This window comes from Enterococcus camelliae, assembly GCF_042685105.1.
Taxonomy (GTDB): domain Bacteria; phylum Bacillota; class Bacilli; order Lactobacillales; family Enterococcaceae; genus Enterococcus_G; species Enterococcus_G camelliae.
In genome coordinates this window covers 14,881-27,104 of the sequence record NZ_JBHUMO010000056.1, presented here as the reverse complement: position 1 = coordinate 27,104, position 12,224 = coordinate 14,881, and the positions used below count along the sequence as shown (strand labels likewise).

General features: G+C 37.7%; 16 protein-coding genes and 1 other RNA gene. 3 read left to right on the top strand and 14 right to left on the bottom strand.

Annotated elements, in window-relative coordinates:
• Window positions 1–51 precede the first annotated feature (51 nt).
• Window positions 52–245, top strand: a non-coding RNA gene (gene ssrS, locus ACFSR0_RS09140) — 6S RNA.
• Window positions 246–320: 75 nt separating this feature from the next.
• Here ssrS and ACFSR0_RS09135 read toward each other — a convergent pair.
• Window positions 321–761 carry a phosphate-starvation-inducible PsiE family protein gene (locus ACFSR0_RS09135; RefSeq protein ID WP_379982081.1) on the bottom strand — a complete coding sequence of 147 codons (441 nt, stop codon included), beginning with the start codon at window positions 759–761 and terminating at the stop codon, window positions 321–323.
• Window positions 762–915: 154 nt separating this feature from the next.
• Between ACFSR0_RS09135 and ACFSR0_RS09130 the strand changes: the two genes are divergently transcribed.
• Complete coding sequence (locus ACFSR0_RS09130; RefSeq protein ID WP_379982079.1) at window positions 916–1,179, top strand: hypothetical protein; 264 nt, start codon at window positions 916–918, stop codon at window positions 1,177–1,179.
• Between the two features lie 87 nt (window positions 1,180–1,266).
• Window positions 1,267–1,737 (top strand): universal stress protein, encoded by a 471-nt coding sequence (locus ACFSR0_RS09125; RefSeq protein WP_379982077.1) that lies wholly within the window; start codon window positions 1,267–1,269, stop codon window positions 1,735–1,737.
• Window positions 1,738–1,857: 120 nt separating this feature from the next.
• Here ACFSR0_RS09125 and ACFSR0_RS09120 read toward each other — a convergent pair whose 3' ends face one another.
• The 13 genes from ACFSR0_RS09120 to ACFSR0_RS09060 all read right to left on the bottom strand — a co-directional run bounded on the left by ACFSR0_RS09120 (window position 1,858) and on the right by ACFSR0_RS09060 (window position 12,205).
• Window positions 1,858–3,444, bottom strand: a complete 1,587-nt coding sequence (locus tag ACFSR0_RS09120) for an ABC transporter (RefSeq protein ID WP_379982075.1) — start codon at window positions 3,442–3,444, stop codon at window positions 1,858–1,860.
• A complete protein-coding gene (locus tag ACFSR0_RS09115; protein WP_379982073.1) occupies window positions 3,437–4,207 on the bottom strand; it encodes an ABC transporter ATP-binding protein in 771 nt (256 codons plus the stop codon). The genes ACFSR0_RS09120 and ACFSR0_RS09115 overlap by 8 nt, the downstream gene beginning before the upstream one ends.
• 215 nt (window positions 4,208–4,422) lie before the next feature.
• Window positions 4,423–5,619 carry an acetate/propionate family kinase gene (locus ACFSR0_RS09110; RefSeq protein WP_379982071.1) on the bottom strand — a complete coding sequence of 399 codons (1,197 nt, stop codon included), beginning with the start codon at window positions 5,617–5,619 and terminating at the stop codon, window positions 4,423–4,425.
• Between the two features lie 31 nt (window positions 5,620–5,650).
• A complete protein-coding gene (locus ACFSR0_RS09105) occupies window positions 5,651–6,676 on the bottom strand; it encodes a class I SAM-dependent methyltransferase (protein ID WP_379982069.1) in 1,026 nt (341 codons plus the stop codon).
• Between the two features lie 224 nt (window positions 6,677–6,900).
• Entirely contained in the window at window positions 6,901–7,263 is a 363-nt protein-coding gene (locus tag ACFSR0_RS09100) for a hypothetical protein (RefSeq protein WP_379982067.1), read from the bottom strand.
• A complete protein-coding gene (locus ACFSR0_RS09095) occupies window positions 7,250–7,741 on the bottom strand; it encodes a competence type IV pilus minor pilin ComGF (protein WP_379982065.1) in 492 nt (163 codons plus the stop codon). The genes ACFSR0_RS09100 and ACFSR0_RS09095 overlap by 14 nt, the downstream gene beginning before the upstream one ends.
• Complete coding sequence (locus ACFSR0_RS09090; RefSeq protein WP_379982063.1) at window positions 7,701–7,991, bottom strand: hypothetical protein; 291 nt, start codon at window positions 7,989–7,991, stop codon at window positions 7,701–7,703. The genes ACFSR0_RS09095 and ACFSR0_RS09090 overlap by 41 nt, the downstream gene beginning before the upstream one ends.
• Window positions 7,972–8,418 (bottom strand): hypothetical protein, encoded by a 447-nt coding sequence (locus ACFSR0_RS09085; protein ID WP_379982061.1) that lies wholly within the window; start codon window positions 8,416–8,418, stop codon window positions 7,972–7,974. Before ACFSR0_RS09085 ends, ACFSR0_RS09090 begins: the two co-directional genes overlap by 20 nt.
• Window positions 8,411–8,614, bottom strand: coding sequence for a prepilin-type N-terminal cleavage/methylation domain-containing protein (locus tag ACFSR0_RS09080; RefSeq protein ID WP_379982059.1), 204 nt, complete (start codon window positions 8,612–8,614; stop codon window positions 8,411–8,413). The genes ACFSR0_RS09085 and ACFSR0_RS09080 overlap by 8 nt, the downstream gene beginning before the upstream one ends.
• On the bottom strand, window positions 8,611–9,642 hold the full coding sequence (gene comGB / locus ACFSR0_RS09075) for a competence type IV pilus assembly protein ComGB (protein WP_379982057.1): 1,032 nt from the start codon (window positions 9,640–9,642) through the stop codon (window positions 8,611–8,613). Before comGB ends, ACFSR0_RS09080 begins: the two co-directional genes overlap by 4 nt.
• Before the next feature lies 1 nt (window position 9,643).
• A complete protein-coding gene (gene comGA / locus ACFSR0_RS09070; RefSeq protein ID WP_379982055.1) occupies window positions 9,644–10,507 on the bottom strand; it encodes a competence type IV pilus ATPase ComGA in 864 nt (287 codons plus the stop codon).
• Between the two features lie 207 nt (window positions 10,508–10,714).
• Window positions 10,715–11,368 (bottom strand): tRNA (guanosine(46)-N7)-methyltransferase TrmB, encoded by a 654-nt coding sequence (gene trmB, locus ACFSR0_RS09065; protein ID WP_379982053.1) that lies wholly within the window; start codon window positions 11,366–11,368, stop codon window positions 10,715–10,717.
• Between the two features lie 57 nt (window positions 11,369–11,425).
• Window positions 11,426–12,205 (bottom strand): phosphotransferase family protein, encoded by a 780-nt coding sequence (locus ACFSR0_RS09060; protein ID WP_379982051.1) that lies wholly within the window; start codon window positions 12,203–12,205, stop codon window positions 11,426–11,428.
• Window positions 12,206–12,224 lie beyond the last annotated feature (19 nt).

Sequence of the window (12,224 nt, the reverse complement as noted above, 5' to 3'; positions counted from 1 at the left end):
TTAGATTCACTAGCATTGTAAGGACATGCAAGATATGTTATGATTTATGTGGGCAATCTGTGATGTACGAATTTTCCCTTTTTGTGTTGACCGAACATTTTATTGATATATTGGGATCCGTCCGGTGTCAAATTTGGTAACAAGCCTTGTCATTTGGTAGTTCGATCGTTTGACCGTGGAGCCCACCTGCTTACATTTGCGGGATCAATACACCGGGATAAGAAAACGGCATCTACGGATTTTACCCATTTTTATTTTCTCACTTTTTACATACAAAAAACTATTCAACGAATTCGTTGAATAGTTTTTTTCTTTTATCACTAATGCTCTTCCTGCTTAATTTGCTCTAAAGGTTCTGAAGATGCGGTGTGGAAAGCCTTAATTTTTTCCAAGATTAACAATACAACTACTAGAATTAAAATTGCCACTGAAAAGAAAAGCGTCTGGGCGCCTCCATCGTGTGATAATAATAATTGACGTAAAATCGCTGTCATACTAATTAAAATCAAATAGCGTACAGGTATATGATGCCCTTCTTTCATATAGCGTAATAACATCAAAATAATTTCTAACAAAATAAACAATGTGGCAACCTCTTCAATCAGAGAGGATAGCGTATCCATTGAAGATAAAGGAATGACTTGCACAACAATATTAAAGATTGCTTCGCCCATTACAACGAGGATCAGAATAATTAAAATTGCAAGCATGATATCCACAATCCCGCTAACCCATTTTTCAAGCTTTGAATAAAACCCCATGTTTTTCCTCCTTGTTCTTGTTCCATTCTATTATAACTGATTTTATAAAAGATAAAAAAACTAATGCCTATCGAATTTTCTTTTGACCGCGACTTGCTTCTCATTGCCCTTTCTCCTATACTTAAATTAAGTAATTCAGACTGGAGCGTTCTTCATGATACTATTATTCGCAATCTTACTTAGTCTAGTTGGCTTACTAATTCGTTGGAAAAAAAACATTTTTTTCCAATTAATTGATCACAACGAGAAAAATGAGCGGTTTATTATCCACTATGCCTATCAACTGATAGGCTTAGGTTTGATAGGCATCGCGTTGCATTTCTTTGAAACAAAGGTTCTTGCGATGTTTTATATTGCAAGCGTTTTGCTTGTTTCTGGTGTATTCAGTTTCGCATTTGCCAAAAAGATGAGTGATTAATCTGTTATTTATTTCCTTTTTTTCCGTAAAAAGACTACAATATTAGTAGGTAAAGTTAGCAAAAATTTATGAAATGGGGTGTTGTCAATGCTACAACAATACAATCGAATTATGGTCGCTGTGGATGGTTCAAAGGAAGCGGAATTAGCCTTTAAAAAAGCGGTCAACGTAGCAAAACGAAATGATGCAGAATTACTTTTGGTACACGTAATCGATACGAGGGCTTTCCAAACCGTCGCTGCGTTTGATTCTGTTTTAGCTGAACAAGCAACCGAACTGGCTAAAAAATCGCTTCAAGAATATACCGAAACTGCCAATAAAGAAGGCATCACCAAAATTTCTTCTGTTGTTGACTATGGATCACCAAAAACCATTATTGCCAAACAATTACCAAAAGAAAAAAATGTTGACTTAATTATGCTAGGTGCAACCGGATTGAACGCCGTTGAACGTCTCTTTATTGGCTCCGTCTCGGAATATGTCATCCGCAATGCCCCATGTGATGTGTTAATTGTTCGCACAGATTTAGAAAATCATCTTCCAAAAGAAAAAAACTAGTTGCGTTTGAACCAATCCCCCAAAGTTAGCCCAAAAAGTTAACTTTGGGGGATTTTTACAGTTCATCAACTAGTTTTTTTTATTTCGTCAGTCTAAGGGTAGCACATTGACCTACTAGTACTAGGCAAATGCCTGCCAGTATTTCCGTTGATAGAAAACAAACGCCATAACCGTTAGCAAAATAACCAAGAGCAACAAGATGATAGTGGTAATAAATGCGGAAAAGACCAATACACCAAAAGTCGCCAACCCAATCAAGATGCCACCGCCAATTAACCCACCGAACATTTTTAAAATCATCCCTGTTGTGCCCGATCCCCGTGTAACAAGTTGATTGACATTGGTCCAATAAAGATCCATCAAACGAAAATCTCTCCAAAAGTAATATTCACTAAAAACATAACTAGAGATGATGCCACCCACTAGCATGCTTGCCAATAATGACAACGGAATATGGAATAAGAAATAAGCGACAATCGATGCAATCAAAAACAGCATGACTTGCACACCTACGCCCATCCAAAACTTCACTTTCAAATACATTTTACGATTAATTGGTAGCGCATTGACATAGAGAAAATTAAGTTTATCCAATGAAATAATTAAAGCAATAAACGAGGATGGTGTTGCAATTAAATAAGCTAAGAAGATGCCAACTAACAAAAATACAATCGCAAATTTCGCATCAAGTTGCGCAGCACTTACCCCACCAGAAATACCAAAACTAATAATAAAAATAAGAGGCATCAATAATGAATTGGTCACCACTTGCATCAAAAGATTTGGGTCTTTCATTAGTTGGAAGTTGTAATTGACTAACATCTGAATAAATGACTGATTGACTTTTTGCTTTCTCTTTTCGTGCGTTATACCTGGAGATGCATCGAGCAATTGTTCATACAACTTTGGTAAAATCAATTGCTTAATTAACCAAACACCAAGCACAATTATGCCTAGAAAGCCTCCCCATGAAAGCAATCCATTCAGCTGAAATGGAGTGCTAACCATCCAATAAAAGGGTAACAGCCCTGAGATGACCGTCCGATCCACTTGGTTTTCAGTCATCGTAGAAGAGGATTGCTGGCTCATAAACAAAATTCCCAATACTGCAATCAGTGTTGACAAAATCAGCAACAAACTGGTCATTAGTTTTTTATGTTTCTTGAATACTTTTGTTTTGGTCAAACCAAATACGAGAAAACTACATAATTCAAAAGTAAGCATTAAGAAAAGACTAAATGAAATGATAGCTAAGACGACAGCAAGCAACACATTTACGCCCGAACGCCAGCTTGTCAAAAAATACATCAAGAGCAAAGGTAAGATGAAAGGGACAATCGACAGTGCAACAATCAACATTTTCGCCAGAAAAATCTCTCTTTGACGAAAAGGGAGTGGCAAATAGCCCGCTAAATCTTGGCTTTCAAAAAAAACATTATACACTGTTGATATGCCTTGTGACAAAGCTAGAATACTAAATAATCCCATATAAAAAGTGAAAAAACCAACATTTTTTGAAAAGTCTATGCTAAGCATTGATAGTCCATAAATGCCTAGAAAAACCACCATCGACAACAGATACTGTTGAACAATATACCGTGTTAATTGCTTCCCTTGCTTGCCTTTTTTGCGTGCACGTTCCGTTACTTGTGGATTAATAAACAAAAGATTGACGTTCATTAATGCTTTCAGCTGTGAACTAATCATGCACCTCGCCTCCATTTTCCAAGGCGTCAATGGTTGCTTCACTTTCTTTTTTGCCTGTCATATTTAAATAAATGGCTTCAAGGGATTGATTTGGCGCCGTCAACAATAAATCAGCGACTGTCCCGTTATATAATAATTCCCCTTGTTTTAAAATAGCTAACTCATCGCAAAGTTGTTGGGCACTATCTAACACATGGGTAGAAAAAACAACTGTTTTGCCTTTTTCGGTATGTTTTTTCATCATTTCTTTTAAATTAAATGCTGCTTGCGGATCTAGGCCTTGTAATGGTTCATCTAAAATCCAAATATCTGGATCAGAATAAAGGGCTCCAATAATCATCGTTTTTTGGCGCATACCATGTGAGAAACTTGCGATCGTTTCTTCTTGGTGAGAAGCCATCTCAAATACATCCATTAACTCATTCAACCTGATACTCCGTTGATTCTTGTCAATTTCATAAGCCTCAGCTAGAAGGTTCCAATATTCACCAGCCGTTAGCTGCAAAAATAAATCTGGTGAGTCAGCGACATAGCCGATTCTTTTTTTGATTGCTTCTCGATTTTCAGTCAATGACTGCCCATCAAAAAAAATATTTCCAGATGTGGGTTCGATAATACTAACCATACTTTTAATGGTTGTTGATTTGCCTGCTCCATTGTGCCCTAAAAAACCAAAAATTTTGCCTTCAGGTATAGTTAAATTTAAATTTTTTAACGCCATTTTTGTGCCATACTGCTTATTTAATTGCTGAATCTCTATCATTTGGTGCCTCCTTTTTCTTCTTTTCATTTAGTCTATCGTATTTCTTTCAAAAAGAACAACATATCTCGAACATGTGACGATTCTGTAAGATGCCATACAAACATGCTACAAAAAAAAGAGAGTGCGAATTCTCCACTCTCTCAACAGCTAACTTTTAGATGAACCATTCCTCTTAAAAGTCCGTTTTTAGTTACGTTTATTGGTGCTCATAATTTCTATTCGTTTGATTCTGAACGTAATGCTTCAACGTCACGTGCAATCATCAACTCTTCATCCGTTGGTATCAATAACACCTTCACTTTTGAATCTTTCGTTGAAATAACGTGTTCGCCAAATTTTGCATTCGCTGCTTCATCCAATTCAATACCAAACCAAGAAAGACCTTTGATAATTTCTGAACGAACAGAAGAAGAATTTTCGCCAATACCCGCAGTAAAGACAATCGCATCTGCTCCATCCATAACTGCAAAGTAGCTACCAATGTATTTGCGAATTCGATCGTAATAAATTTCTAGCGCTACTTTCACTTCTTCTTTGTCTGCATTTGCTTGTAAGTCACGCATATCACTTGAAAGACCATCCGTTAAACCTAATAAGCCGGATTTTTTGTTTAGAATATTTAACATTTCATCGATATCAATGTCTAGTTTTTTCATTAAATATGGTAACACTGCTGCATCAATATCTCCTGAGCGTGTTCCCATGGTAATCCCAGCTAATGGTGTGAATCCCATAGATGTATCGACCGATTTTCCTTCTTTCACAGCTGTAATCGAGCCACCATTTCCCAAGTGACAAGTAATAATTTTTAGGTCTTCTACTGGTTTTCCTAAAATGTCAGCTGCTCTTTGTGAAACGTACCGATGGCTTGTTCCATGCGCTCCATATTTACGAACCTTATAATCATTATAATAAGAGAGTGGTACACTATATAAGTAAGCTTCACGTGGCATATTGGCATGGAAAGCTGTATCAAAAACGGCCACACTAATGATATTTGGCAATAAATGTTTGAAGGCGCGGATTCCCATTAAATGTGCAGGGTTATGCAATGGTGCAAAGACTGCTACTTCCTCAATTTTTGCAATCACATCATCATCAATAATCACTGACTTATCAAAATATTCTCCTCCATGAACGACACGGTGGCCAACGCCTGTAATTTCATCATACGATTTTAAGATATTTAACTCAATTAATTGATCAAGTAACATTTTGACTGCAATCTCATGATCAGGAATATCTGTAACAACTTCGTATTTTTGACCATCACCATATTTTACAGTGAAGATTGAATCAGTAATTCCAATTCTTTCTACTAGACCTTTAGCGATAACTGTTTCTTCAGGCATTTCGTACAATTGCCATTTTAAACTAGAACTACCTGCGTTAATTGCGATTGTTTTTGACATGTGGTTTCCTCATTTCTTTCATTAAGTTCATTTAATCCTTGATTTCTTTTTTGTTTTCTTGTAACCATGTTTCAAATTGAGTAAAGAACGCTTGAATACTTTTTGGGTTACTTAAACTACCTAGTTTTGCTAGAAGTACTTCTGGAACCTGATTCGTGTGCTCATTTCTATTTTGTACAATTACGATGCTCTTACGAGAGGTATCTTGCTTGAATAATTCATCAGGCAATTCAATAATTCCTTGCAAGAATACCCGCTCCTGCAACCATTTTTTTACTACATGACTCTGATCTGTTTGCAAAAAATTCGTTGGGAGTAGAAAAAGACCATAGCCGGATTCTTTGACATAACGCATGCTTTGTTCCATTAGCAAATGGTGTGCATAACTATGTTCTTGCGAGACGCTCATCATAAACTCACTAGCTCGCTCATCATCGGGATAATAACCCACCGGCAAATCAGCTACCGCTACATCCATTGGTTCAAGTAACATCGCTTGTAGTCCATCTTGATGGAACAAAGTCAACGTTTCACCCATCCATGAACTCGTCGCTGCTGCCACTCCCAATAGCGTTTCATCATTATCGACACCTACGCCTTTGATTGACTGATAACCTGCTATACGCAAATTATTGATAATGGTCAGTAAAAGATTGCCCATTCCCACAGTTACATCAAGAATCGTTAGGGGTTTCTCTTTTCTAGGATAGAGTTGTTCGATTAGATAAATAAACAAAAAGCCTATGCCATCGGGTGTTAATTGATGATTTGGTTGCAACGGCTCCGTCTGAGTTCCTTTCAGTAAAACAAGTTGAGACACCTTGCGAATTTCTTCGGGTGTCAGCTGTTCGGTAGCTAACTGTTGATAAATTTCTTGTAATCGCTTAACTGATTTCTCATCCGGAACACCATCAATCACGCGAACTTGATAGTCGTCTACAAGATTCTCCACATGCTCAACATATGCATCAATGAATGATGATGATAGTGCATTTTGCAACAATTGAACCGCAGTTAGATTTCGTGAGAAACTCTCTTCAACTTTTTTTATCGTCATCTGACCCCTCATTTCAAATACTATAACACTACTTTCACCTGTATAATTCTAAATGATTTATTCTAAATAATCAACTGGCTAGATGCAAAGCTTTTCATTGAATTCTACCTTTATGCTAAATAAAATAACTTGCATCACTAAATACCACTATATCCTGTGAATTGATGTACAAAGCATTAAAAAAGAACGTTCCTATTTCCGGATGACGTTCTTTCGTTACTGTATTATTTTTTTTCAGAAACTGTTTTTTTCACTGCTGTTTCATGCAATTCCTTTGCTTCTTTTGCTTCCTCACTTCGAGCAATTGTTCTTTGATGATAAACACGACTGTTTGCCACAATCGTATATTCAATATATGTGGTAGTTGTCTTAAATCGAATCTCTCCAAGATTGTATTGAATCGTTCCATTCACTCCCGGTTGAGCAGATAATAACTGCTTTTCATATTTTTGTAGAAAAAGTTCTTCCATAATACGTAACTGATAATTATAAGCAATTAATTCACGCGATGCTTTGGCATAGTGGGCACTCGATCGCACCATATACAAAAATGTTAAGAGGAAAAAAAGCAGACTAATCGCTACCACCAACAAACTTCCCTGTTTTGATTTGTGCCAATTTGATTCGACTGCTTTTCACCTCGCCATCCTCAAAAGTTGCTTTTACGGTCAATATTTCATTTTGTAATGAATAATTAACTCGCCTCACTTTGGTTAGCACAATCCACGTTCCTCCTTTTTTTGAGAAAATCACACGTTGATTGGCCCCTTTTTTAATTTCTACATTAATCCACTTTCGTTGATCAATTGGTTGCTTGGGATCTTCCAAAATTTCTAATGAAACCCCGCTGTTCGTTAACACTACATTTTGGCAGTTGTTGACATTCTCTTCTAAATAAATGAGGAAAATCGCCCATTCTTGCTCGCGCCTTTGGTATAAATGAGGCTGAACGGCATACACATAATGAAACACTTGATTACTAATTGTCAAAATGAAGAGCGTTAAAAATAGGAGAATGACTCCTTCAATCAGCATGAATCCATTCATCTGTTTGGTAAACTTCAACCTGATCACTTCCTAGATAAATACTTGCACGTTCCTTTGACAATTGAATGGTATATTGTGAGGATTGACTACTTTGAGTGAGTACTGCTTCAAACAACACGCAATTCATTTCAATCTTGGCTTGCTCTTTTTTACTTGCTTCCAACCACGTTGAACAAAGTTGAAAAATTGGAATCAAACAAACTGACAGTAAAAATAAACTAATAAAGCCCTCCGCTGCGATAAAACCTTTATGGAACATGTTTTTCAAAATTACCACTTCCAAATTTAAATGTGTAGGTGACTCGTTTTGTTTTTCCACCTTCGCTCCATGAAAAGGGCAACGTCATCGTTGTATTGGTATTCCCAGTCCATCCCTTAAAACGAAATTCCACAAATGTCGTGACCAATAGCGAAACATTCTTCGGCAAAGGCATGCGTTTGGCCGTGTTCCCTTCCATAAATAGAAATGAGCGATTGCTATATTGTATGGCTGTCGTTTTGCCGAGAATCATTGCTCGTTGTTGCTGAATCTTCACTTCCCGTTCGAAATTTTGGAAGAACTGGCCTGCTAGTAATGCATCTCTTGTATCGTTGAATTGATACGAACTTAAAGAAACAACACTTAAAAAAATTATCAGTGCGACACAAGTCTCAATAAGCGTGAATCCTCGTATTTGGTGCCCAATTTTACTCATTGATGCTTGTCCATGTCTCGAGTTCTTTGTTTGTATCCGTCATTTTTTGCTCAATTTTTTGTTTCGTGTCCTGAGCTTTTTTTGACTGATTCATGATATTTGGTAGAAGAATTATTGCTAAGGCAGCGATAATAAATAGGACAATCATGACCTCGACTAACGTGAAACCTTCATACTTTTTCGTCTTTTTTTTCAAAATAAATCTCCTCCTATGTTTTGATACATTGGTAACAACATTGCTGCATACATACTGATGACTAGACAGGCAATCAAACAAAACAAGATGGGTTGGACCCATTTCAACAATCGTTCACTTCTTTCAGCAAATTGTGCCAAGACGATTTGACTATAAACCAACAATTCTTCTCCCAATCTTCCCGTGCGCTCACCTTGGTAGATAATGACTGCAACTTCCGGCATCAGAAATGGATAGGTTTGAATCATTTCAGAAAATGAGTCCCCTACCAAAAACCGTTCCTTCATTGCGACAGCCATTTCATACATGATGGTATTCTTAGGTAATTCATGCATACACGCTAATAATTGTTTGCTCTCAAGTCCTTGTGTATATAGTTGTCCCCACTCCATTGAAAAATAGCTTGTTTGATACATCGAATACAGTGAGCCGACAAAAGGCAGTTTGCAAAAAAAAGTAGCTTTTTTTATTCCTGAAATGTTATTGAAGGTTCTTTTCGTTCCCAAATAGCCCAGGACACCCAGACAACTTACAAGCAGGACGCTAATTGGTGCATATTGAATAAACCGCACACCCCAATGATCGCGAGAAATCATATTGGTCATTAGTAGTTGTGGTAAGAAAAAGACGTTCATACCAATCAATAAAAAGAGAACCATCGCGACCAATGCAAGCGGATAGGCACTTGCTTTTAACAGCTCTTGTTTTTGTTTGGCCAGTCGTTTTCTTTGATCAACAATCGTTGCTAATGTTTGCGTAACATTCCCATGTACTGTTGCGAAATATACTTGACTCACTTCTTTATTCGTACAGCCAATCACTTGAAAGCACATGGCTAGGCTCTCGCCTCGTACTAAAACCGCTTGAAAATTCTGCATCATCAAAGGGGAGAGTTGTTTGCTTCTCTCCATAATATCCATACTTTCTTGTAGCCCGAAGCCATTTTTTAGCAGTAACAACAACATATTTAAAAAGAGCGTCACTTGTTTTTGTTGAATTCTTTTGGAAGGAACTCGTTGTTTTTTCACTTTATATACGCTCTCTTTCATACGGCTGATAATCAATCACAGGTGTCATTCCGGTATCCGTGGTCAGTAACTTCTGATAAATGATGCCTCTTAAACAATTATCCACTTCCCATTGACTGCAACCAAGTTCCAGTAATCGGGTGACTGTCTCTTGCTTTCCCTTTGCATGAACCGTCGCGAACACTTGATGTCCAGTTAAAGCTGCTCGGATGGCTGCATGAGCAGTCAAACTATCTCTGATTTCACCAATCAATAAGAGATCTGGTCGATGACGCAAAGAAAGTTTGATTAATTGATCGTAGGTTTGACCAATCTTGTCATTGGTCTGCAACTGCAAAAATGTCGGTTCTTCAATTTCAACTGGATCTTCAATCGTAATAACTTGGCCACCCATCTTTTTGGCCAAATGATACATTAACGTCGTTTTCCCTGAACCCGTTGAACCACTGAAAAGAAAGAGTCCTCGCTGATTCGCTACATCTACTAACAGATCGTCATATGCAGCCGCATGTGCATAACTATACGCATATTCTTTACTTGTTAAAAAGCGAATTACCAAAGATTCATAGCCGCGATAATCTCCAACCGTTGACAAGCGCAAGCGAACCGATTGCTCAAGCAAATCATACGTAATGGCCCCTAATTGCGCCTTGCGGGTTTCACCAATGTCCATTTCTCCCAAAAATTTAAAGCGGGAGATAATCTGGCGTGCTTCTTGACTTGAATAGGTCGCAAACACAGACATCTGCTCATTCTTGCGAAACTTGGCTACTCCGTTTTGCTCATCCACATAGAGATACAAATCTTGCATCTGCTGGTCAAGACCATACTGAATCAATTGATCGGATTGTTCTTGAATGTCCATCTCTTTTCACCCTCCACAAATAAGTACGCAAAAAGCAACAGTCAGAAGAGAAAACAATGCTTTCTCCCCTAAAATAACAAGAAGAACTGTTTTCTTTTCCCCTAATTAATCTTCCAAAACTAGATGAAATCCATCGATTGTACAGAACATTTTGCATAATTTTTTTCAAAAAAAAAACAGTCCAAATTGGACTGCTAAACAAAACTGTTACCTCATTTTCTTTGGGAAACTGGCTTCAACACGAAAAATTGGTTGCCCTTTGGCTGAAAATTTTTCTTCATATTCCGTCATGATATTCGTAGCGACCTCATCTGATTGATGCAGATCGAGCCACACCTTTTTTAGCACCATGCCATATTGCGAAAAACTTGCCAAAGAATATTCAAATAACCCGCGATTATCTGTTTTAAAATGAATTTCACCTTGCGGACGCAAAATTTGCTCATCAACTGACAGAAATTCTTTGGAAGTCAAGCGGCGTTTCTCATGTCTTTTCTTCGGCCAAGGATCGGAAAAATTCAAATAAATTTGATCCACTTCTCCGTCAGCAAAATAATTTGTTAGCGCTGAGCCGTCCACATGGAGCAACTGGACATTTGGTAGCTGTTCTGCAAGCACCTTGTCTAGTGCAAACGAGACCACGCTGACTTGCATGTCAATGCCAATATAATTTATCTCCGGATTCGCCTTGGCCATTCCCGTGATAAATTGACCTTTCCCCATACCAATTTCAATCTGAATTGGTTGATTTTTTGGGAAACGTTCTTGCCACTTACCTTTCCATTCCTCCGGTTGTGCGACAACAATTTGAGAATTTTCACTCAGTAATTCTTCTGCTCCTTTGCGTTTACGAACGCGCATTTTTTTCGCTCCTTTTCAACAAATGAGGTGGTCTCCTCCATTGAGGACGCCACCTGATTAGCCACTATAAATTCTTTTTAATTGCAAAATTTCTTCGTTTGCTTCCTTAATCGCCCCACGACGATAATGTTTTTTTACCTCTTGTAGGACACTAAGCAATGCATACCAATACGTCTTCTCCAACATCGCCTCATCTGGCTGAACACCATAACTCATTAACCACTTACTCCAGTTTGAGACTGGTAAATAATGCCCTAAAACAGTCCCAATATCATAGGCTGCATCGGCAAACATAATGGAATCCCAATCAACAAGGTACAAATAATTTTGACAAACAAGCCAATTACGATAATTGACGTCCCCATGCACAACCGTCTTTTCAGTGCTTTTAAAATTAGGAATATGTTTTTCAATATACGTATGCACCAAAGTCAAAAATTCATTTCCGACCAATTCAGTTGGCAAATCGGTAAAATAACTTCCTAATAGTTTTTGAGGGGTGAGTGTTTTCCCCCCTACTTTGGCTAGTATTTCTTGCAGTGACTTAGAATGATGCAAATGGTATAACACATCAATCACATCATTGCGTTTCCCAATTTCTTCCGGTGTAAGAATTCGTCCTTCAAGCCATTCTTGCGCTGATAATGTATCCCCATTGCCTGTCCGTTTGGTCCAGATTAATTTGGGTGTAATCCCTTCTTTTGCCAAGGCAGCCAACATCGGTGTAGTATTTCGTTTGATAAACACTTTATCATCCGCTTTTTTTCCAATATATGCTTTGCCAGTATCACCTTTAATTGGTTGCAGATACCAGTCGTTATCAAAACGAACATCCATCGAGTTTCTCTCCTTAATT